At 70.0% G+C, this 20,926-nt stretch carries 16 protein-coding genes; 9 read left to right on the top strand and 7 right to left on the bottom strand.

Annotated elements, in window-relative coordinates; all coding sequences use genetic code 11:
- Nucleotides 1–96: 96 nt before the first annotated feature.
- From ACYVAK_RS12735 to groES, 4 genes are all read right to left on the bottom strand, one after another.
- A complete protein-coding gene (locus ACYVAK_RS12735) occupies nucleotides 97–1,470 on the bottom strand; it encodes a hypothetical protein (RefSeq protein ID WP_461061544.1) in 1,374 nt (457 codons plus the stop codon).
- 294 nt (nucleotides 1,471–1,764) lie between these two features.
- On the bottom strand, nucleotides 1,765–3,798 hold the full coding sequence (locus ACYVAK_RS12730; protein WP_461061542.1) for an FG-GAP repeat domain-containing protein: 2,034 nt from the start codon (nucleotides 3,796–3,798) through the stop codon (nucleotides 1,765–1,767).
- Between the two features lie 265 nt (nucleotides 3,799–4,063).
- On the bottom strand, nucleotides 4,064–5,704 hold the full coding sequence (gene groL, locus ACYVAK_RS12725) for a chaperonin GroEL (protein WP_461061540.1): 1,641 nt from the start codon (nucleotides 5,702–5,704) through the stop codon (nucleotides 4,064–4,066).
- A 56-nt stretch (nucleotides 5,705–5,760) separates the two neighbouring features.
- Nucleotides 5,761–6,048 carry a co-chaperone GroES gene (groES, locus tag ACYVAK_RS12720; protein WP_461061538.1) on the bottom strand — a complete coding sequence of 96 codons (288 nt, stop codon included), beginning with the start codon at nucleotides 6,046–6,048 and terminating at the stop codon, nucleotides 5,761–5,763.
- 210 nt (nucleotides 6,049–6,258) lie between these two features.
- Between groES and cutA the strand changes: the two genes are divergently transcribed.
- The gene (cutA, locus tag ACYVAK_RS12715) at nucleotides 6,259–6,594 is read left to right on the top strand and encodes a divalent-cation tolerance protein CutA (protein WP_461061536.1); all 336 of its coding nucleotides are present in this window, start codon (nucleotides 6,259–6,261) and stop codon (nucleotides 6,592–6,594) included.
- A gap of 93 nt (nucleotides 6,595–6,687) precedes the next feature.
- Nucleotides 6,688–8,250: a leucyl aminopeptidase gene (locus ACYVAK_RS12710; protein WP_461061534.1), complete on the top strand. Its 1,563-nt coding sequence runs from the start codon at nucleotides 6,688–6,690 to the stop codon at nucleotides 8,248–8,250.
- Nucleotides 8,251–8,304: 54 nt separating this feature from the next.
- Here the strand turns inward: ACYVAK_RS12710 and ACYVAK_RS12705 are convergent, their stop codons facing one another.
- Nucleotides 8,305–8,937 (bottom strand): PH domain-containing protein, encoded by a 633-nt coding sequence (locus tag ACYVAK_RS12705; protein WP_461061532.1) that lies wholly within the window; start codon nucleotides 8,935–8,937, stop codon nucleotides 8,305–8,307.
- A gap of 156 nt (nucleotides 8,938–9,093) precedes the next feature.
- Between ACYVAK_RS12705 and ACYVAK_RS12700 the strand changes: the two genes are divergently transcribed.
- Together ACYVAK_RS12700 and ACYVAK_RS12695 are read left to right on the top strand one after the other, a co-directional pair.
- Entirely contained in the window at nucleotides 9,094–11,370 is a 2,277-nt protein-coding gene (locus tag ACYVAK_RS12700) for a protein-disulfide reductase DsbD family protein (protein ID WP_461061530.1), read from the top strand.
- Nucleotides 11,371–11,380: 10 nt separating this feature from the next.
- Nucleotides 11,381–11,947, top strand: a complete 567-nt coding sequence (locus ACYVAK_RS12695) for a TlpA disulfide reductase family protein (RefSeq protein WP_461061527.1) — start codon at nucleotides 11,381–11,383, stop codon at nucleotides 11,945–11,947.
- Between the two features lie 6 nt (nucleotides 11,948–11,953).
- On the opposite strand, the gene ACYVAK_RS12690 is transcribed toward ACYVAK_RS12695, so the two are convergent.
- Nucleotides 11,954–12,973 carry a PfkB family carbohydrate kinase gene (locus tag ACYVAK_RS12690; RefSeq protein ID WP_461061525.1) on the bottom strand — a complete coding sequence of 340 codons (1,020 nt, stop codon included), beginning with the start codon at nucleotides 12,971–12,973 and terminating at the stop codon, nucleotides 11,954–11,956.
- A gap of 353 nt (nucleotides 12,974–13,326) precedes the next feature.
- On the opposite strand from ACYVAK_RS12690, the gene ACYVAK_RS12685 reads away from it, so the two are divergent.
- Together ACYVAK_RS12685 and ACYVAK_RS12680 are read left to right on the top strand one after the other, a co-directional pair.
- Nucleotides 13,327–16,059 (top strand): TonB-dependent receptor, encoded by a 2,733-nt coding sequence (locus ACYVAK_RS12685; RefSeq protein ID WP_461061523.1) that lies wholly within the window; start codon nucleotides 13,327–13,329, stop codon nucleotides 16,057–16,059.
- On the top strand, nucleotides 16,046–17,194 hold the full coding sequence (locus ACYVAK_RS12680; protein WP_461061521.1) for a pectinesterase family protein: 1,149 nt from the start codon (nucleotides 16,046–16,048) through the stop codon (nucleotides 17,192–17,194). The genes ACYVAK_RS12685 and ACYVAK_RS12680 overlap by 14 nt, the downstream gene beginning before the upstream one ends.
- On the opposite strand, the gene ACYVAK_RS12675 is transcribed toward ACYVAK_RS12680, so the two are convergent.
- Nucleotides 17,121–18,464, bottom strand: a complete 1,344-nt coding sequence (locus ACYVAK_RS12675; RefSeq protein ID WP_461061519.1) for a pectate lyase family protein — start codon at nucleotides 18,462–18,464, stop codon at nucleotides 17,121–17,123. The genes ACYVAK_RS12680 and ACYVAK_RS12675 overlap by 74 nt on opposite strands.
- Nucleotides 18,465–18,595: 131 nt before the next feature.
- Between ACYVAK_RS12675 and ACYVAK_RS12670 the strand changes: the two genes are divergently transcribed.
- From ACYVAK_RS12670 to ACYVAK_RS12660, 3 genes are read left to right on the top strand one after another with little or no spacing between them, the layout of a single operon-like run.
- Nucleotides 18,596–19,426: a 2-keto-4-pentenoate hydratase gene (locus tag ACYVAK_RS12670; protein ID WP_461061516.1), complete on the top strand. Its 831-nt coding sequence runs from the start codon at nucleotides 18,596–18,598 to the stop codon at nucleotides 19,424–19,426.
- Complete coding sequence (locus ACYVAK_RS12665; RefSeq protein ID WP_461061514.1) at nucleotides 19,423–20,436, top strand: TRAP transporter substrate-binding protein; 1,014 nt, start codon at nucleotides 19,423–19,425, stop codon at nucleotides 20,434–20,436. The genes ACYVAK_RS12670 and ACYVAK_RS12665 overlap by 4 nt, the downstream gene beginning before the upstream one ends.
- Nucleotides 20,433–20,924: a TRAP transporter small permease gene (locus tag ACYVAK_RS12660; RefSeq protein WP_461061512.1), complete on the top strand. Its 492-nt coding sequence runs from the start codon at nucleotides 20,433–20,435 to the stop codon at nucleotides 20,922–20,924. Before ACYVAK_RS12665 ends, ACYVAK_RS12660 begins: the two co-directional genes overlap by 4 nt.
- The last annotated feature ends 2 nt before the right edge of the window (nucleotides 20,925–20,926 follow it).

Genomic DNA, 20,926 nt, shown 5'->3' with positions numbered 1-20,926 from the left:
GCGACCGGGGGACATGCCGGAACCTCGGACCACGCCGGGCCATCGGCAAGGGGATCGCGGTGACCGGCCGATGACGCGCCGGCCAGCGCCGGGGATTCAGTCGGCGCCCATGCGCGCGCTGAGCTCGTAGAGGCCGCCGCTGCCGCCCTCGTACACCTTCGCGACCACGGTGTAGGTGCCCGGCTGCACCTCGGTCGCGATCCGCGCGTGGGTGTCCCCACCACCGTCATCGTCCTCGAGGACGAGTTCATCGCCGCGACGCAGCTCGAGGACGGCGTCGAAATCGTCGCTGCGCAGGTCGATGACCAAGGGCCCGGCCTCGGCGATGGCCAGCCGGTAGCGGTGCGGCTCGCCGCCGATCACGCCCGTGGCCGTCCTGCCCAGCGTGAGGTCGCCACCACCGCGCAGCGTGGTGCCCGCGGGCAAGGCGGTCTGCGTGGCGGACAGGCGGAACAGGCCGCTGCCGGTGTCATTGAGGGCGCGCGCGACCACGGTGTAGGTGCCGGGCTGCAGCACGGCGGCGATGCGCGAGTCGGTGCCGTGGCCGCCACCATCGTCGTCGCTGAGCGAGACCTCGTTGCCGCGAAGCTCCAGCTGGGTGTCGAAGGATTCGCTGCCGAGCTCGATGACGACGCGACCCGCCTGCCGCACGCGGAGCTGGTACTCGCGGGGGCGGCCGGTCAGCGCGCCATGCACGTCGCTGCCATCGAGGGCCAGCGGGCCGTCGTTGCGCAGTCGCACGCCGGCCGGCAATGCGCCGGTCCCGACCGTGAGCTGGAACAGGCCCGTCGCCGCGTCCACCGACTTGGCGCGCAAGGTGTAGGTGCCGGCCTCGAGGGGCGCGCTGAGTCGCGCATTCAGGTCGCCACCGCCATCGTCGTCGCTGAGCGAGACGCCATGGCCCTCGAGTTCAAGCGCCGAATCGAGGTCGCTGGACCGCATGTCGATCTGGTAGTAACCGGACTCGCGCACCTCGAGCAGGTAGCTCCGGCCGTCCCGGCCCATCACGTCGGCGATGTCGGCGCCCGGACGCAGCGGGCCGTCGCCGCGATGCACCTGCAGCGGCTTGGCCTCGAGGCGGAACGGGCCATACGCACGCGCACCGCTGCCGCTGACCGCCACCTCGTAGCGGCCTTTCTCGCTGGCCACCACCGCCAGCCGGGCGCCGGCGGGGCCGTCACCGCAAGCGCCGTCGGTGGGACCGGCTACGGCGTCACCGTCGCGCAGCACGAACAGACGGGCGCACAGCGCGCCGCTGGTCTCGAGGCTCACGGCCTGGCCGGCCTCGAGGTCGATGGCATAGAGGAGGCTGCGGCTGCCGTCGCTGTAGTTGAGGCGATTGGCGGTGGTGATCTCGCCGCGGACGCTGGCGCCGACGGCGAGCGGTTGGGCTGAAGGCTCGATGACGTTCTGCGCCATCGCCAGGGCGGGCGACAGCATCAGGGCGAGCGCGAGGGGAGTCTTCTTCATCGGGAAGCGGTCCATGGTTCAACGGGGGGAACGCCGGAACGGATCCGGCGGAAGGAGCGCGTATCAGACCCGTTCACGAGGGCCGGCGCCAGCGATCCTCGACATCGACCGGATGCGCATCGCCCATGCCATGGGCGGGCCAACGTGCACCCACAAACAGCGGAAACACGGGAAAAGACCGGGCGGACGACGTCATGGCGCAAGACCGGGAGCCCCAACGAAGCACGCCTCCCCGGGCTCCCACCACGGTCGACCGCGTCGCCACGTGTCCTTGCCGCCGGCGGCGGAACTCGCCTACCGCTGGCCCGAACGGACGCTCCATGTCGCGCTGACGCCGCCGAGGTCCAGTGTCGCCACGGTGACTTCATCGGCGGTGGACGAGGCCGTGAGGCGCAAACGCAACCTGTCGCCATTCCTGACCGTCCCCGGCGCGCTGGTGAAGGCGCCGCCGTTCTTCGAGTAGACCGCCGTCGTCCCGCGGACCGACACCGGGATCGTCGCGTTGATCCCGGAGGCGGTGATGGTGTTGGACGTGACCGTCCGTCCTCGGCGCGCGCCGGACACATCGATGAAGGCGAATGCGTTCGGCGTCGTATCCACGCTGCCGGTGGTGCTGGTGAACACATCGGTGACGCCGCCGATGGTCAGCGTGGTGTGGGTGGCCGTCAGCGCACTCGACGCCGACGTGTGGCGAACCTCGACCTGGTCCCCCGGCTGCACCACGCCGGCCTGCGTGGTGAAGCTGCCGCCGTTCAGGCGATAGCTCCCATCCGAGACAGTGATCGAAGCGGGGGCGTTGATGCCGAAAACCCGGACAGGCGCAGACACCCTCTCGGTGCCTGTGGCCACACCCACCTGGTCAACCAGCCCGATCGGATCGGGCACCGTGTCCATGGCTTCCGTCGTGCTGGCGAAGTTCGCCGAAACGCCGCCGATGCTCAGCTCCGACCGGATCGAGGTCGAGAACTGCTCGGCAGCCACATGGCGCACGCGCACGCGCTGCCCCGCGAGGACGGTGCTGGCGGCACTGGTGAAGTCGCCGCCGTCGATGCTGTAGGTGCCTCCTCGGATGCTGATCGGGGCCGACGCGTTGATGCCGGCAACCGTGATCTCGCCCGACGTCACCACGCTACCGCGAACGACGTGGGGCATCGGTGCGAACTCGAACGGCTCTGGCGTGGTGTCCGGCGGCGGCGCGCACTGCTGTCCGCGCAACACGACGAGGCCCGGGCCACGACCGGCAACGGCCACGTCCGGACACCCGTCACCATCGACATCGCCCGTGGCCAACGCCGTCGGACCGTAGTCGCCGTAGGGAACGGCGACCATCTCGCTCAGTGACAGACCGGCGGCGCTGGTCGAATAGATCGACAGGTTGCCCCATCCCCGGTGCAACACCAGGACCGACCGGCCGCCCGTACCGTCGAGGTCGACGATCGCCAGATCGGACGGGATATCGAGCGTTGGCACCTCGACCTGGCCGAATCGACCGCCGCTCTGCTGCGTCAGGACGTACAGCGACGTGGGGGCGTTCCCGGAGCGCGACAGCACGAGGTCTTCAGCACCGTCGGCATTCACGTCCCCGGCGGCGATGCCGTTGGTGTTCACGCCATCGGCAACGCGGAAGGCGTTGCTGGGGGAAGCGAAACCACCGACCCCGTTGGAGTGGAAGATCTCGGCGTGCGGCGCCAGGTAGTACTGCCCTGACATCACGATCCAATCCTTGAATCCGTCGCGATTCATGTCGCCCACCGCAGCGTCATTCCATCCCGCGGCGCCCGTCGGCATCTGGCGAACGAGTTGCAAGCTTCCTCCCGGCACGACCCGGAACAGCGCGGCACCCGCTGACCAGCTCTGCCCCACGATCTCGTCGCGACCGTCGCCGTCGAGATCGAGCGGCTGGATCACCTCCATCGCGACCGGCGTGGTGATGGAACGGGAGACGAACTGCACGCCATCGAACTCGATCGCGGTGAGGCTGTTCCCCGCACCCACGACGACCTCCCCACGCCCGTCGTCATCGAGCTCCGCGGCGACCGCCGACACGCGGTTCGGGTAGTGGTCCGGAAACGACGCCGAACCGGCGGGCACGAACCGGCGGCTCAGGGGGTCGTGACGGTAGATGTGCAACTTCGCCCGACGCGTGGCGTCCGTCGACCAGCCCGTGGCAACCGCCAGCTCGTTGGCACCATCGCCATCGAGATCGACGATCACCACCGACTCGGCATCGGCGGGAAGCGCGATCGTCTCGTAGGGGGCCAGGGCGCTGGCGTGGGCGGGCGTGGACGCAACGGCGAGCGAGACCGCGGCGGAAAGCGTTCGAAGCATCACGATGTCCCCAGGTCCGGGAGGCTCTCGAGGGCGAGCACCGGACGTCAGAATTGAGAAAACAGGGAAATCGGCGCTCCAAGACCCGAGTCCTTGGTCGCATGTCGCCGCGGAAAGGCATCCCCTGCCCCTGAGCGGAGGAATCTATCGGCAGCAGGCGGCGGATGCCATAGGAGTTTTCTTACACGATCGCCTTGGGCGATCCAAAAAGACGAAGCCCGGCGCAGGGCCGGGCTTCGCGGTCAAACCTTCGGAAACGCTGGACTTAGAAGTCCATGTCGCCCATGCCGCCCATGCCCGGGCCGCCGGCCGGAGCCGACGATTCCTTCTTCGGGGCTTCGGCGACCATCGCTTCGGTCGTGATCATCAGGCCGGCGATCGAGGCAGCGTTCTGCAGCGCCGTGCGCGTGACCTTGGTCGGGTCCAGGATGCCGAACTGCACCATGTCGCCGAACTCGCCGTTCGCCGCGTTGTAGCCGTAGTTGCCCGACTGCTCGAGCACCTTGTTGAGGATGACCGACGGCTCGTCGCCGGCGTTGGTCACGATCTCGCGCAGCGGGGCTTCCATCGCGCGCAGGGCGATGGCGATGCCGTGGTTCTGGTCCTCGTTCGCACCCTTCAGGTTGGCGATCGCGGCCTTGGCGCGCAGCAGGGCGACGCCGCCGCCCGGGACGATGCCTTCCTCGACGGCCGCACGGGTGGCGTGCAGGGCGTCTTCGACGCGGGCCTTCTTCTCCTTCATCTCGACTTCCGTCGCGGCGCCGACCTTGATGACGGCCACGCCGCCGGCCAGCTTGGCCACGCGCTCCTGCAGCTTCTCGCGGTCGTAGTCCGAGGTGGTCTCCTCGATCTGCGCCTTGATCTGCTTGATGCGGGCCTGGATGGCTTCGGCATTGCCTGCGCCGTCGATGATGGTGCTGTTTTCCTTCGAGACCTGGATCTTCTTGGCGCGGCCGAGGTCCTTGATGGTCGCCTTGTCGAGCTGCAGGCCGACCTCTTCCGAGATCACCGTGCCGCCGGTCAGGATGGCCATGTCTTCCAGCATCGCCTTGCGGCGGTCACCGAAGCCCGGGGCCTTCACGGCGCAGACCTTGACGATGCCGCGGATGGTGTTGACGACGAGCGTGGCCAGGGCCTCGCCCTCGACTTCCTCGGCGACGATCAGCAGCGGCTTGCCGGCCTTGGCCACACCCTCGAGCACCGGGAGCAGCTCGCGGACGTTCGAGATCTTCTTGTCGTGCAGCAGGATGAACGGGTCGTCCAGCTCGGCCTGCATCGACTGCTGGTTGTTGATGAAGTACGGCGACAGGTAGCCGCGGTCGAACTGCATGCCTTCGACGACGTCGAGCTCGTTGTCCAGGCCCGAGCCTTCCTCGACCGTGATGACGCCTTCCTTGCCGACCTTGTCCATCGCCTTGGCGATCAGCTCGCCGATGTTGGCGTCGGAGTTGGCCGAGATCGAACCGACCTGGGCGATCTCCTTCGAGGTCGAGCAGGGCTTCGAGAGCTTCTTCAGCTCGCCCGTGGCCTCGGTCACGGCCTTGTCGATGCCGCGCTTCAGGTCCATCGGGTTCATGCCGGCGGCGACCGCCTTCATGCCTTCGCGGATCAGCGCCTGGGCCAGCACGGTGGCCGTGGTGGTGCCGTCACCGGCGACGTCCGAGGTCTTGGACGCGACTTCCTTGACCATCTGGGCGCCCATGTTCTCGAACTTGTCGGCCAGCTCGATCTCCTTGGCGACGGACACGCCGTCCTTGGTGATCGTCGGGGCGCCGAAGCTCTTCTCGAGCACGACGTTGCGGCCCTTCGGACCGAGGGTCGCCTTGACGGCGTTGGCGAGGATGTTCACGCCGCGGACCATGCGGACGCGGGCGTCTTCACCGAAACGGATGTCTTTTGCTGCCATGGGAATGACTCCAGGAATTCAGTAGTGGGGATGGGGTTCGCGGCGGACGCCTGCGATCAACCCAGGATGGCGAAGATGTCGTCTTCGCGGACGACCAGGTACTCGGTGCCGTCCAGCTTCACTTCGGTGCCGGCGTACTTGCCGAACAGCACCTTGTCGCCGACCTTCACGGCCGGGGCGCGCGTCGAACCGTTGTCCAGCGCCTTGCCGGCGCCGACGGCCACGACCTCACCCTTGATCGGCTTCTCGGTGGCCGAATCGGGGATGACGATGCCACCAGCGGAGACTTTCTCTTCTTCCATACGCTTGATGACCACGCGGTCGAACAGCGGCTTGATGCTCATGAGGGAAACCTCTTTGCCTTGTTGATCAATGGGTTACGTTTTCCCGGACCGGCATTGCTAGCACTCGGCCCGGATGAGTGCCAATTCTAGCGCGCGCCGGAGACGCCAAGGTCACCGGGTCGCGGGGCGGAAGATGGGGCCCGGCCGGCGCGTTTCAAGGGGGGTGCCGACGACGCGTCGCCACGGGGCGGCGCACGGCACAATCCGACCATGTCCGCCCTGATCGTCTTCTGCACCGTGCCCGCCACGGCCGCCGACCGTCTCGCCCGCCTGCTGGTCGAGGAGCGCCTCGCCGCCTGCGTCCAGGCCCTTCCGGGCCTCCGCTCCACCTACCGCTGGGAAGGCGAGGTGCAGCAGAGCGACGAGAGCCTGCTGATGGTCAAGACGACGGCCGAGCGCTACCCGGCGCTGGAGCGGACGCTGGCCGCCCACCATCCCTACGACCTGCCCGAGATCCTCGCGGTCGATGCCGCCGCCGGCCTGCCTGCCTATCTGCGCTGGCTGCAGGACGAAACCGCGACCGGCGAGCCGGGCGACGCCGACTGAAGCGGCCGGGTTCACCCCCCGACGACGTCAAGCGCTTGTGAGGAAGGCAGGATTCGGGTTTTCCCCCGCCTTTCTTACCCCCGAGGTGCATCGATGCGACATCGCGCGGCCCCGTTCCTGGCCCTTTCCGTCCTTTTCGCGTCGGCCGCCGACGCCCAGCGCACATTGGCGATCGCCGACTACGCCCTGCCCGAGGCCGGGGCCGTCGCGATCCCGGTGAAGCAGGGCGTGCCCGACGAGGGCGCGTTCGCCGCGATCGACCAGCGCAGCAATGGCGCCCTGAGGCGCGCAGTGCGGACCTCCGGCTTCCTCGGCGACCGCGGCACGGTGCTGAACCTGCCCGGCGTCGGCCCCTACGACCAGGTGCTGCTCGTCGGCACCGGCAGCGACCCGGTCACCCCGCGCCTGCTGGAGGACGTGGGTGGACTCGTGGGGCAAGCGGGCGTACTCAGTGCCGCCACCGACCTCACGCTGCTCTGGCCCGATGCCGGCCTGCCGACCGCCGGGGCCCATCTTGCCCTCGGCGCGTCGCTCGGCCAGTACACCTTCCGCCAGTACAAGACGCCGAAGCCGGGTACCCCCGTGCTCGGCCAGGGCACCCTCACCGTCCGCGTCGCCGATGCGCCCGCGTCGAGCGCCGCTTGGCGCAACGACTGGGCCCACGTGGCCGAAGGCGTGCGGTTCGCCCGCGACCTGAAGACCGAACCGGGCAACGCCATCTACCCGGAGACCTTCGTCGCACGGACCCGCCAGGCCTTCGAAGGCGTTCGCGGCGTCAGCATCGAAGTGGTGGACGAGGCGCGCATGCGCGAACTGGGCATGGGGGCGATGCTCTCGGTCGGCGGTGGCAGCGTGCGCCCCCCGCGCGTGCTCCTGGTGCGCTACCGCGGCGCCGGCGACGATGCGCCGGTGGCCTTCGTCGGCAAGGGCATCACCTTCGACACCGGCGGCATCTCGATCAAAGCCTCCGAAAACATGTGGCGGATGAAGCACGACATGGCCGGCGCGGCCTCCGCCACCGGCGCGGTGCTGGCGCTCGCCAAGCGCGGCGCCCGGGTGAACGCCATCGCCGTGGCGGCGCTCGCCGAGAACATGCCGGACGGCGCCGCCGCCCGCCCGGGCGACGTCGTGCGGACGCTGGGTGGCCTCACCTTCGAGAACCTCAATACCGACGCCGAAGGGCGCCTCGTGCTGGTCGACGCCATCAGCTACGTGCAGCGGCAGGACAAGCCGGCGATGCTGATCGACATCGCGACCTTGACGGGTTCGCAGGTCACGGCGGTGGGCGACGAATACGGCGGCCTCTTCTCGCGCGACGACGCGCTCGTGGCCGACCTCGTCGCCGCCGGCGCGGCCAGCGGCGAGGAGCTGTGGCGCCTGCCGCTGCACCCGAGCTACGCCAAGGACCTCGAATCGCCGATCGCCGACCTCCGCAACGTCGGCAGTGGCGGCCGGGCCGGCGCCGGCGTGGCGGCACACTTCATCGGCGCCTGGGTGGACCCGGCCGTGCGCTGGGCCCACGTGGACATGGCCTCGATGGCGTGGCGCGACGACGCGCCGCTGCCGACCGTGCCGCTCGGTGCGAGCGGCTACGGCGTACGCCTGTTCGACCGGTTCGTCCGCGACGCGATCGAAGCGCCGAAGCGCAGGAACTGAATGGCGTGAGGGGTCGGGGCGTCCGACGACGCCCCGGCCGTGCCCGCCCTTGCCTCAGGGCAGCGGCGGCGGCGCGGCGTTGTTGTGGATGAACTTCTCGAAGATCCGCGAGTAGTCGCGCGTCGTGTGGCGGTCGAGCATCGCCGCGTTGAGGTTGTCGAGCACGGCGTTGAAGTGCGCGACCACGGCGGCCTCGCCCTGCAGGTTGCCGAGCTTCAGCATGCCGCCCATGGCATCGAGCGTGCGCACGGCGTTGTCGCGCGAGATCGCATCGCGCGACTGCTGGCGGCCGATGGCGATCAGCGCCTTGTAGATGTCCTTCACCTGCTCGATGAAGCTCTTCTTGACGTCGATGCTGAAGTGGGCCTCGCCGATCGAGAACTTGAGCTCCACGTCCATGTCGAGGTTGCCAGCGGTCTCGATGGCGCAGTAGCCGATGCGGTTGCTGGCGTACTCGTAGCGCTTCACGGTGCGCTTGGTCGACACCGCCGACTCGCCGTCGACGTGGATCAGGGCCTGGTTGGTGAAGCAGTACTCGTCCTTCTTCGATTTGATCAGGAAGAAGATGCGCTCGCCCTCTTCGTGGAAGAGGTAGTCGTCGGCGTCGACCTTGTCGAAGTCGCTGGCCGGGACGATCACGCCGATGTCGCTGATGCCGAGGGCTTCGGCGGCGAGTTTCTTGAACATGGGATGCGGCTCCTGAACGCGGAAAGGGAGTCGGAACGATGGCCTGAAACCGGCGAAGGCCGGGTTACGAACCGGTGAATGGAACAACGCCGTCCACGCGCGGCCGACGCGTCGCGGCGATAATGCCCGACCGCGCCCGGAACCGACCCCTGCCTGATGCCACGCCTTTTCGCACCGCTGCTCCGCCTGCTGCGCTACGCCGCGCTGGCCTCCTTGCTGATCGGCGCCGCCAGCGCGCTCGCCATCGAGCAGGACGACCTGCTGCCGGTCGACGAGGCGTTCGCGCTGTCGGCGGCGGCCACCTCGCGCAACGCCATCGAAGTGCGCTTCGCCATTGCCGAAGGCTATTACCTGTACCGCCACCGCACGGCCGTCGAGGTCGTGGGCGGGGGCTTCAAGGTGAATCCGCTGCGACTGCCCGATGGCACGAAGCACACCGACGAGTTCTTCGGCGAGGTCGAGACCTACCGCGGCGCCTTGGTGGCCACGCTGACCGGCGCCGCCGGCGATGGCATCACCGCGCTGCGACTGCGGGTGAAATACCAGGGCTGCGCCGACCTCGGCATCTGCTACCCGCCGCAGGCCCGCGAGGTCACGGTGGCGCTACCGCCGCCGGCGGCGGAGGGCGGCGCCCTTCCCCCGGTCGCCGGCCTGCTCTCCGGAGGCCGCGGCAGCAGCCTGCTGTCGGGCGGCGTCGGGGGAGGGCCGGGCCTCACGACGACCGCGGCGGCCGGGCTGCCGCTTCCCGACACCGAGGCCTACCGCCTCGAGGCCGTCACCGACGGCCCGGATCGCATCGTGGTGCGCTTCACCATCGCACCGGGCTACTACCTCTACCGCGACAAGACCACCTTTGCCGCCGAGAGCGGACGCGGCGCCCTCGTTCGCCCCGGCGAGTGGCCGGAAGCGCGCACGCACAGCGACGAATACTTCGGCGAGCAGGCCGTCTACTACGACGAAGTGCTGGTGCCCCTGACGGTCGTCCGCACGCAGGCCGGCACCGACACCCTGCGCCTGACCGTCGGCTTCATGGGCTGCCAGGAGGGCGGCGTCTGCTACCCGCCGCTGAAGCGCGAGCTCGTCGTCGACCTCGCCGATGCGCCGGCCAATGCCGACGCGCTCGCCACCGACGCGGCACCGTCCGACACGGCCGGCGGTGGCGCGAACCGCACGAGCGGCGGCATCGGCCTGTTCGCGGCCCTCGGCATGGCCCTGCTCGGCGGCCTGATCCTGAACCTGATGCCCTGCGTGCTGCCGATCCTGTCGCTGAAGGCACTGGGGCTCGCGGGCAGCGGCGAAAGCGCGGCCAAGGCCCGTTCGCATGCGCTCTGGTACACGGCCGGCGTGGTGCTCAGCTTCGCGGTCCTCGGCGGTCTCGCGCTCGCCCTGCGCGAAGCCGGGCTGGCGCTGGGCTGGGGCTTCCAGCTGCAGCAGCCGGCGGTCGTCGGCGGCCTTGCCCTGCTGATGTTCGCGGTGGGCCTCTCGCTGTCCGGCGTCTTCAACCTCGGTGGCGGCCTCGCCAACGTCGGTGGCGCGCTGACGAAGAAGTCTGGCCCGGCTGGCGATTTCTTCACCGGCGTGCTGGCGGTGGTGGTCGCCGCGCCGTGCACCGCGCCGTTCATGGGCGCCGCGCTCGCGTACGCCTTCGCGGCCTCGCCGGCCGTCGCCATCGGCGTGTTCGTGGCACTGGGCCTGGGCCTCGCCCTGCCCTTCCTCGCCATCGGCTTCGTGCCGGGGCTCGCGCAGCGCCTGCCGAAGCCGGGCGCGTGGATGGACACGCTGAAGCAGGTGCTGGCCTTCCCGATGTACCTCACGGCCGTGTGGCTGGTGTGGGTGCTGGCCAAGCAGCGCGGCGCCGATGCCGTGGGCTGGGTGCTGGGCGGCGCGGTGCTGTTGGCCCTCGGCCTCTGGGCCTGGGAGCAGGCACGCTTCAAGAGCGCGGCGCTGCGGGCCTTCGCCCTCGCGGTGGCGGTAGCCGGCGTCGCCGTGCTGTGGCCGGTGCAGCAACTGCCGTCGGCGCGCGCGTCGGCGGAGGCCGCCGGCGCGACCGGCGACGCCAGCGCGTCCTCGCAGCCCGCCGCGGACGGCAGCGTGCCCTACTCGGCCGAAGCCCTCGCCGCGCTGCGCGCGGAAGGCCGCGTGGTCTTCGTCAACATGACCGCCGACTGGTGCGTGAGCTGCAAGGCCAACGAGCGCGGCGTGCTCTCGACCGACGCCTTCGCCACCGCGCGCGACACGGCCGACGCCGTGTACATGAAGGGCGACTGGACCGATGTCGATCCCGCCATCACCGCCTACCTGCAGCAGTACGGCGCAGTGGGCGTGCCGTTCTACGCCGTCTATCCGGCCGGCGGCGGCGAACCCGAGATCCTGCCGAACCTGCTGACCACCGGCATCGTCGAGACGGCGCTGGCGAAGGCCGCGGCGAAATGAGGCGCCGCGCATGAAACCCTGGCTGCAATGGGCGCTGATCGGCGTGTTCGCCGTGGCCAGCGCGGCGCTCGGCATCTGGCTGCGCGGCGAGTTCGACGCCGCGCGCACGCCGCCCGCGCCGGAAGGCCTGAAGGTCGTCGCCCTCGGCGAGTCGGCGGAACCGCTGCTCGGCACGACGCTCGACGGCGTGAACCAGCCACTGCCCGGCGAGGGGCGCTGGCGGCTCATCAACTTCTGGGCCAGCTGGTGCCCGCCCTGCGTCAAGGAGATGCCGGTGCTCGACGCCTACCACCACGCCCAGGGCGCGGACGGCGTGCAGGTCATCGGCATCGCGCTGGAAGATGCCGCCGAGGCGCGCGCCTTCCTCGAACGCGTGCCGGTGGGCTTCCCCATCTTCGCCGAGCCGAACTCGATCCGCGACAGCTCCGTGCGTCTCGGGAACGCCCGCGGCCTGCTGCCCTACACGGTGCTGATCGATCCGCAAGGCCGCTTGGTGGCGCAGCATCTCAGCCCCTTCCCCGACGTCGAGGCGATCGCCGCCTGGGTGGACGACGCGAAGGCCGCCACGCCGCGCTGAGCCGACTCATCTCCGCACGTCGACGCCCCCCGCCTGCCACGCGCGGATGTCCGCTTCGCTGGCCCGCAGGGCGTCGCCGGGCTGGCTGTGTTTGTACGCACCGGCCGCGAGCCCGAAGGCCAACACCTCCGCGGTCGACCAGCCGCGGAGTCGACCGTGGAGGATGCCGGCGGCGAAGGCGTCGCCACCTCCGATACGGTCGACGATGCCGTCGAGACGCAGGGGCGGAGCCACGGTCAAGGCGTGGCCGCGTTCGACCATCACCGCGCCGAGGGACTGCGACTGCGTCGCTTCGGCGCCGCGCGTCGTCGCGGCGATCCAGGCGAGGTTCGGAAAGGCGGCGAACGCGGCTTCCGCCGCCGCTGCAAAACTCGCCACCGGCTCCCCGCGATCCAGTTCCACGCCGAGCGCGAGGCCAAGGTCGCGATGGTTGACGAACAGGCCATCGGCCTCGGCCATCAGCGCGCGCAGCAGTCGAGGTGCGTCTCCACCCCAGGCCTGCCATAGCTTTGGCCGGTAGTTGCCGTCGACGCTCACGCCGAGACCCAGCGAGCGCGCCGCGCGCACCGCGTCGAGCGCCGCTTGCGCGCTCTCCGCGCCCAGGGCGGGCGTGATGCCGGAAACGTGCAGGTGCGCGGCGCCGGCGAACAGCGCCGGCCAGTCCCATGCCGAGGCCGGAAGGCGGGCGAAGGCCGAGTCGGTCCGGTCGTACAGCACCTCGCTCGGTCGCTGCAGTGCCCCCTGCTCGAAGAAATAGAGGCCCATGCGTCCCGGTGCGCACCGCATCCGCGAGGTATCCACGCCGGCGCGACGGAGTTCGCCGCACGCCGCCACGCCCAGGGCATTGTCCGCCACCGCGCCGAGCATCGCGACCGGATGGCCGAAGCCCGAGAGGCCGACGGCGACGTTCGCTTCGGCACCGCCGACATGCACGTCGAAACGCGCGGACTGGAGCAGTCGCTCGTGTCCGGGCGCCGAGAGACGGAGGAGCAGCTCCCCCCAACACAACACCAGCTTCGGATTCATCGCATCGCGTCCTCGATTCCCTGCCGCCGCCGAGCATGCGCCGGAGCGGTGAGTTGCTGCGCCGCAGCACGAAGGATGCCACCCCCGTGCTGCACGGCACCATTAAAAACCTCTTTTCCGATCAATGACCTGCAAGGCCCGCAGGGCAAACACCGCATGGCGCTTGTTGTCCGCAGGCGCGGTTTGCTAGCGTCATGTCTACCGGTGTCAGCGCAGTTCACGTCGACGATGCTACCGGTGTCAACAGCATCGCGCGCAGCGCCACCGGTACGCGCGCATCATTCCTGGGGAGGGATCGACAGATGAATAGCACCACCCGCCGGCTTCCGGCGTGCGCATTGGCTCCGTTGTCCATGGCGATCGCCATCGGCCTCGCGGGCCCCACCATCGCTCAGGACACGGCTCCGGTCGCCACGCCGGACGGGGGCGACGCGAAGCAGCTCGACGAAGTCGTCGTCAGCTTCCGCGGCAGCCTGAGCCGCGCCCTCGACCTCAAGCGCGACGAGATCGGCCAGGTCGACGTGATCGTCGCGGAGGACATCGGCAAGTTCCCCGATCTCAACCTCGCCGAATCGCTGCAGCGCGTGCCCGGCGTGGCCATCACCCGCGACGCCGGCGAGGGTCGGAACATTTCCGTCCGCGGCCTCGGTCCGCAGTTCACCCGCATCCGCATCAACGGCCTCGAGGCGCTCGCCACCGGCGGCGGCACCGATGCCTCGGGTGGCGCGAATCGAGGCCGCGGCTTCGACTTCAACGTCTTCGCGTCCGATCTCTTCAACAGCATCACGGTGCGCAAGACCGCGTCGGCCGACGTCGACGAAGGCTCGCTCGGCGCGACCGTCGACCTGCAGACCGCGCGGCCCTTCGACTACGACGGACTGACGATGGTCGGTTCGGCGCAGGCGAGCTATGGCGACCTTTCCGACGACATCGACCCGCGCCTTGCCGGGATGCTGAGCAATACGTGGATGGACGGTCGCTTCGGAGCCCTCGTTTCCGTCGCGCGCTCCGAGCGCTCGCTGATCGAGGAAGGCCACAGCACCGTGCGCTGGAGCGCCGCCACCGCCAACGGCAACTTCGCCGCGGCATCGCCCTTCGCGCCCGGCCGTCTCGCGACGACCTTCCATCCGCGCCTGCCGCGATACGGGGTGATCGAGCACGAACAGGAACGGCTCGGGGCCACGCTGTCGCTGCAGCTGAAGGCGACCGAAGACACCCAGGTCAACTTCGACGTTCTGCACGCCGACTTCGATGCGACGCGCGGTGAGAATTTCCTGCAGGCGCAAAGCTTCTCGCGCGCCGGCAACGGCAAGCCGCAGACGGTCATCCGCGACGGCGTGGTCGATGCGAACGGCAACCTCGTCTACGGTGTGTTCGACGGCGTGGACCTTCGTTCCGAGTCCCGCTACGACGAGCTCAGCACGCGGTTCACGCAGTACAACCTCGAGCTGGGCCATCGCTTCAGCGACAGCGTCCGCCTCGACGCCATGTTCGGCGCATCCGACTCGCGCTTCGACAATCCGATCCAGACGACCGTCACGCTCGAGCGCGCCAACGTCAACGGCTACAGCTGGGACTACCGCGGCAACAGCCGGCTGCCGGCGATCGGCTACGGATTCGACGTGGCCAACCCCGCGAACTGGAGCTGGCTTGCCACGGCTCCGAACAGCCAGGGATCGGAGATCCGCCTTCGCCCGCAGAGCGCCGACAACAGCTTCCGCACCGGACGCGCGGACCTGACCTGGGATGCGAGCGAGACGTGGTCGTTCAAGGGCGGCCTGAGCCTGAAGGACTACACGTTCGACACCACCGAGCGGCGCCGCGCATCGGAGACCGCCGTCCCGGCGCTGCCGGCGGGCACCAACCTCGCGTCGCTGACGCGGCCCATCGGGTTGTCCGGCACGAATCCCGGCGGCGGCACGCCCCTGACGTGGACGATCCCGAACGTGCAGGCCTTCGCCGACCTGCTCGGGATCTACTGCAACTGCGGCACGTATGCGCTGTCGACCGACGCCGCCCGCGGCAACAACGCCAGCGTCGGCGAAGAGTCGCTGGCGGGCTACGTGCAGGCCGACTTCGACAGCGAATTCCTCGGCCGTGGCTTCAGCGGTTCCTTCGGCCTGCGCCATGTGCGCACCGAGCAGCGGTCGACGGGCATCGGGGTGGTGGCCGGCGTGCCGCAATCCATCACGGTGGTGCGGGACTACAGCGACACCCTGCCCTCGCTGAACCTGTCGTGGGCCGTCGCCGACGACCTGCTGCTGCGCTTCGGCGCCGCCAAGGTGATGGCCCGTCCCGGCCTCGGCAACCTGAGCCCGGGTGTCAACATCACCGTCTCCGGCTCGTCGCGCACGGTGAGCGGGCAGAACCCGTTGCTCGAGCCATTCCGCGCCACCACCTACGACCTCGGCCTCGAGTGGTACTTCGCCGAGGACGCGCTGCTGTCGGCCGCGTTCTTCCACAAGGACATCGACAGCTTCGTGCAGACGACGCGGGCCACGGGTACCTTCGACCAGAACCCCTTCGGCCTGCCGGCCAGCCTGCGTCCGGCGACCACCTCGCCGCAGGACAGCTGGGAGTTCACCTTCCCGGTGAACACGCCCGGCGGCCCGCTCAAAGGCTACGAGCTGAGCTACCAGCAGCCCTTCAGCGCCCTGCCGGGCGCGTGGGCGAACTTCGGCATCCTGCTCAACCACACGCACGTCGAATCGACCATCGACTACCTCACGGCCACGGGCGCGCTCGCTGCGCGCGAGAATCTCACCGGCCTTTCCGAGGATGCGTGGAACGCGACGCTCTACTACGAGGGCGAGCGCTTCAGCGCGCGCGTTTCGCTGGCGGATCGCAGCGACTACCTCACCACCGTGCCCGGCCGCGATGGCAACAACGTCGAGGGCACGCGCGGCACCCGTTCCATCGATGCGTCGGCGTCGTACAAGCTCAACGACCGGATCGAGTTCACGCTCGAAGGCATCAACCTCAACAACGAGTGGAACGACCAGTGGGTCGATTCCAACGGCGATCGCGTGAACGTCTACCACCAGACCGGCCGGGTCTACATCCTCGGCGTGCGTGCGCGGTTCTGACGGCAGCGGGCTCGACGGCCGGAATGGCCGCCGGGCCTTTCTCCACGGAGGGGCGGCGCTCGGCGCCGCCCTTCTTCTTTCGCCGGCCACCGCGCTCGCCCGCTCGGGCCGTTCCGACCCGCATGTCGTCGTCGGTGACGGCGACGCCCTCGGCGTCCCGCGCGTCGCGCACCTCGAGGAGGCGCTCTCCCTCGCGCCCGCGGATGGCTCGCCATGGCGCATCGCGATCGGTCCCGGCGACTGGCGCGGCCCGTGGGCCATCACTCGCCCGAACGTCACGCTGATCGGGGCGGGCCTGGAACGCACGCTACTGCATGCGGACCACCACGCCGGCGCCTTGGATTCCGACGGTCGTCCGTTCGGCACCGCCGGATCCGCCACCCTCGGCATCTTCGCCCACGGCTTCTCCGCCGAAGCACTGGCGATCGAAAACCGCTTCGATTACCCGACGGCGATCGCCGCACGGACGGGCGATCCCATCGGCGCGAACGGGCTGCAGGCGGTGGCGCTCCGACTGGACAGGGCCGCCTCCGGGGCGAGGTTCCACGCGGTTGCGCTGTGGGGCCACCAGGACACGCTGCTCGTCGATGCCGTCGATGTTCGCTTCGACCGCTGCCGGGTCGCCGGCAGCGTGGATGTCGTCTTCGGCGCGGGCGACGCCTGGTTCGACGACTGCCGGGTGATCAGCCGCGCACGACCCACGCGTGATGCGCTGCACGGCATCGTCTGCGCGCCCAGCACGCCGATCACCCGCGAGCACGGCTTCGTTTTCCACCGCTGCCGCTTCGAACGCGAGGCCGTCGTGCCCGACGGATCGGTGGCCTTGGCCCGCCCGTGGCGGCCGACGCGGCGGTTCGCCGACGGCGAGTACGGCAATCCCGCGGCGGTTGGCGCGGCGTGCTTCGTCGCGTGTTGGATGGACGCCCACGTGGCCCGCGAACCGTGGGCGTCGATGGGCTACCGGACGCGCGAAGGACAACGCGTGATGCTGGAACCCCGCGAGGCCCGCTTCGCGATCCGGGGCGCGCGAGGCCCCGGCGGCATGCGGCTGCGCGATGGGGTCAGCGCGGCGGCGGGCGGCGCGGCAGCGGGCGCTTCGGTTCCATGGTCTCGAGATTCCAGTCGGCCTCGATGAACGGCGCGCGCACTTCCGGCACGACCGGATAGCCGCCCACGGCGTCCTCATGGTCGATGATCGCACCGCGGCCCTCGACGACATTGGCGAGGATGCGGCGGTCGATGTCATCGCGGTCCCAGGGCCGCGCACCGGCATTGGCGAGCACGGCGTCCTGCACGTCGGCGGCCGCGAGGAGGCGCACGCCCGGCGGCAGTGGCGGCGGCGTGCGCATCGGGACCATCCCCGCGCGGCTGGTGCTGTAGCGGCCGGCCATGGGCAGGGGCTGGCCGATGCGGTCGACCGCGAGGTTGTCGTCCATGAATACGCGCACGTCGCCGGAGCCACCGAACATGAAGAAGGCGAGAGGCTCGGTGGACGGCCCGGCGCGCAGCACGTTGCCGCGCAGGCTGAGCTCGCCCACCTGCTTTTCGTCAAGGTGCTCGGCCCACTCCTCGTCGACGAGGTTGTAGTGCACGGCGCGCTGGCCGGGGTCGTAGATCAGGTTGTTGAGGAACTGCCCGCGCGCGCCGCCCTTGAACAGCACGTTGCGCTCATGGTTGTGCGCGTAGAGGTTCCCCACGATCAGGATGTCGCTGCTGTTGTCGTGGATCAGCGAGCCCTTGCTGTGCTCGCCCTTTGCATGCGTGGCGTGGCGCAGGCCTTCGGCCAGCAGGTTGTTGCTGAAGGTGATCCGGTGCGACACGTTCGCCCGCCACGCGTCCGGCGTGGCGCCGACGAAGCGCGTGCCCGAGGCCGACAGGTTCTCATCGGTGGCCCAGGTCAGCGAGCAATGGTCGACGATGACGTCGTGCGCGCCGCTCACGGTCGTGATGGCATCGAAATCGACGCCCGCGCGCTGGCGCAGGCCGCCGGTGCCCGGACGGATGCGCAGGTGCCGGACCACCACGTCGTGCGTGGCGATGGTCAGCCCGCCACGGATGAGCGTGATGCCCGGCGAGGGCGCCGTCTGACCGGCGATGGTCAGGAAGGGCTCGGTGATTCGCAGTTCCTGAAGCCTCAGGTCGATCACGCCCGCCACCTCGAACACGACGATGCGCGGCCCGGGCGTGCGCAGCGCCTCGGCGAACGAACCGGGGCCATCGGCCGCCAGCGTGGTCACGCGCAGCACCTTGCCGCCGCGCCCACCCGCCGTGGTCGCCGCCCAGCCCTGGGCGCCGGGAAAGGCGACGGCCGGCGTCGACCCCGTGGTGGCCGGCAGCATCGGGGGCAGCAGCCCCAGCGTCGCGACAAGGGCCAAGGCGACGGAACGAAGACGGGCGTGGATCACGAAGGCCTCTCCCGGCCCCTCGGGGCCGCTGTGGATTGAAAATGACACCGGTTTCCCTTATACAGCCATCGAAGCGCCCGCTCCACCCGGACGGGCGGGACGCGAGCCTCGGGGAGTGGCGAGTGGAACACATGACGATGGCCATCGAGTCGCCCGAGGACAGCGTCGCCGTCGCCCGCCGGTTCGTCGACGCGCGACGCTGTTCCCGCGCCCTGCCGGGCTATCCCGGCACCCTCCCGCGCTCCCTCGACGAGGCCTACGCACGGCAGGATGCGGCCATCGGGCTTTGGGGCGAGCCGATCGTCGGCTGGAAGGTCGGGCGCATCCCGGACGCCTGGATCGGGCCGCTGGGGGAAGACCGCCTGATGGGGCCGGTCTTCGAAAGCCGGCTGCAGTGGCTCGAGGCCGGCGACGAACTCACCTTCCCCGTCATCCGCGGCGGATTCGCCGCCGTCGAGGCCGAATACATCTTCGTCCTCGCGAACGACGCCGATCCCGGCCGATCGGACTATGGCCCCGTGGAGGCGTCGGCACTCGTGCGCAGCCTGCACATCGGCGTCGAACTGGCCGGAAGTCCATTGGCGACGATCAATGAACTCGGACCGCCCGTGGTCGTTTCCGACTTCGGCAACAACGCCGGCATCTACGTCGGACGAGCCATCGAAGACTGGCGCGACCGCCCGTGGTCACGGTTCACCTGCGCGACCTGGATCGACGGCCGCCCGGTCGGCCGCGGGGGCGCGCTCAGCCTTCCCGGCGGCCCCTTGGCCGCGCTGGCGTTCGCACTGAACCGCGGCGCAAGGCGCGGACGGCCGCTCAAGGCCGGGATGGTGGTGTCCACCGGCGCCGCCACCGGCATCCACGACATCCTTCCCGGCCAGCGCGCCCTGGTCGGCTTCGACGGCCTCGGCGATCTCGCGGGCCGCGCTTTCACTGCCTTGCTGCTGGACGCCTCCGCATGAGCGCCCCATTCGCCCCATCCCCGCGACGCCGCCGATTCCTCGGCGCCTTCGGGCTCGCCGCCGCCGCGACCGCAGTGCCTGCCGTTGCCCGAGAAGCGAACAGGGTCCTCACGGCCACCGACGTCCATGTACGGGACTACCCGACGGTGCAAGCCACGCGCTGGTTCGGCGAGCGGTTGGCCGAGGAAACCGGCGGGCGTCTGGGGCTGCGCCTCTACCACTCGGGCCAACTGGGCCGCGAAGCCGACCAGGTGGACATGGCACGCTTTGGTGCCATCGATCTCACCCGCGTCTACAGCGGCGGCCTGCACAACGCGTTCCCGCTGACCGCCGCCCTCGGCCTGCCCTACCTGGTCCGCTCGAAGACGCACCTGCGTCGCGTCATCGATGGCCCCGTGGGGGCCGCGATTCTCGCCGGTTTCGAGGCACGCGGCCTGGTCGGCCTCGCGATCTACGACTGCGGGGCGCGCAGCGTCTACAACGTGCGCGGCCCGATCGTCGAACCCGGCGACCTGCGTGGGCTGAAGTTGCGCGTACCGCCGTCCGACCTGTTCCTCGCGCTGATGCGCGGATTCGGCGCGAACCCCACGCCGCTGCCCTTCGGCGAGGTGTTCTCCTCGCTGCAGACGCATCTGATCGACGGCGCCGAGAACAACATCAAGAGCTTCCACAGCAGCCGCCAGTTCGAGGTCGCGCGCTACTGGTCGGAGACCCGCCACTCGTGGGCGCCGGACGTGCTGGTGATGTCGAAGCGCCGGTTCGACGCGCTCGACGCCGCCGACCGCGAGCGAATCCGCCGCCTCGCCGGGAACTCGGTATCGGTGATGCGCGAGCAGTGGGACCGGACGGAAGACGCCGCGCGCGAAGCGGTGATCGCCGCGGGTGTCGCGGTGAACGATGTCGACCATGCCGCTTTCGAAGCCGCCGCACGCCCACTGCGGGAGCGCTACGCCGCGTTGCCGGGCATCGGCCCCCTGATCGCCCGCATCGCCGAGGACACCGACGCATGAGCGACACCCTGCCCAACCCGGGGGCGCCCGTCCTCGACCGGCTGGCCACCGTCGCCACCGCGCTGTCCGCCTTCGGCCTTGCCGGCATGGTCGCGGTGCAGGCTTGGCAAGTGGTCGCGCGCTACGCGCTGAACGCGTCACCGTCCTGGACCGAGCCCGTCACCCTGGTGCTGCTGAGCACGACGCTGAGTTTCGGCGCCGCAGCCGGCGTGCATGCGCGCAGCCACTTCGCGTTCCCGCTCCTCGTCACACTGATGCCCATCGCGGTGCAGCGGGCACTGGCCCGCCTCGCCAGCGGCCTCATCGCAGGCATCGGCACGCTCCTCGCCCTTGGCGCCGGCCAGCTCGTGCTGGACGGCCTCGGAGTGAAGATGGCCGGCGCTCCGCTACCGCAAGGCATCGCCTTCCTTCCGCTGTGCGCGGGCGGCGCCTTGATGCTGGTGTTCGCGCTGGCGCAGCTCCGGCGCCCCATCCTCGAGACCGAATGACC

It is taken from the genome of Silanimonas algicola (genome assembly GCF_054777375.1).
The sequence above is the reverse complement of the archived record's forward strand: the minus strand, read 5'-3'. Positions and strand labels throughout refer to the sequence as shown.

Excerpts from the sequence above, each read along its gene's own strand:
- ACYVAK_RS12690 (WP_461061525.1), bottom strand. The coding sequence starts at position 12,973 with ATGAATCCGAAGCTGGTGTTGTGTTGGGGGGAGCTGCTCCTCCGTCTC.
- ACYVAK_RS12665 (WP_461061514.1), top strand. The coding sequence starts at position 19,423 with ATGAGCGCCCCATTCGCCCCATCCCCGCGACGCCGCCGATTCCTCGGC.
- groES (WP_461061538.1), bottom strand. The coding sequence starts at position 6,048 with ATGAGCATCAAGCCGCTGTTCGACCGCGTGGTCATCAAGCGTATGGAA.
- ACYVAK_RS12730 (WP_461061542.1), bottom strand. The coding sequence starts at position 3,798 with ATGCTTCGAACGCTTTCCGCCGCGGTCTCGCTCGCCGTTGCGTCCACG.
- ACYVAK_RS12685 (WP_461061523.1), top strand. The coding sequence starts at position 13,327 with ATGGCGATCGCCATCGGCCTCGCGGGCCCCACCATCGCTCAGGACACG.
- ACYVAK_RS12660 (WP_461061512.1), top strand. The coding sequence starts at position 20,433 with ATGAGCGACACCCTGCCCAACCCGGGGGCGCCCGTCCTCGACCGGCTG.
- cutA (WP_461061536.1), top strand. The coding sequence starts at position 6,259 with ATGTCCGCCCTGATCGTCTTCTGCACCGTGCCCGCCACGGCCGCCGAC.
- ACYVAK_RS12700 (WP_461061530.1), top strand. The coding sequence starts at position 9,094 with ATGCCACGCCTTTTCGCACCGCTGCTCCGCCTGCTGCGCTACGCCGCG.
- ACYVAK_RS12705 (WP_461061532.1), bottom strand. The coding sequence starts at position 8,937 with ATGTTCAAGAAACTCGCCGCCGAAGCCCTCGGCATCAGCGACATCGGC.
- ACYVAK_RS12710 (WP_461061534.1), top strand. The coding sequence starts at position 6,688 with ATGCGACATCGCGCGGCCCCGTTCCTGGCCCTTTCCGTCCTTTTCGCG.
- ACYVAK_RS12735 (WP_461061544.1), bottom strand. The coding sequence starts at position 1,470 with ATGAAGAAGACTCCCCTCGCGCTCGCCCTGATGCTGTCGCCCGCCCTG.
- ACYVAK_RS12670 (WP_461061516.1), top strand. The coding sequence starts at position 18,596 with ATGACGATGGCCATCGAGTCGCCCGAGGACAGCGTCGCCGTCGCCCGC.
- groL (WP_461061540.1), bottom strand. The coding sequence starts at position 5,704 with ATGGCAGCAAAAGACATCCGTTTCGGTGAAGACGCCCGCGTCCGCATG.
- ACYVAK_RS12695 (WP_461061527.1), top strand. The coding sequence starts at position 11,381 with ATGAAACCCTGGCTGCAATGGGCGCTGATCGGCGTGTTCGCCGTGGCC.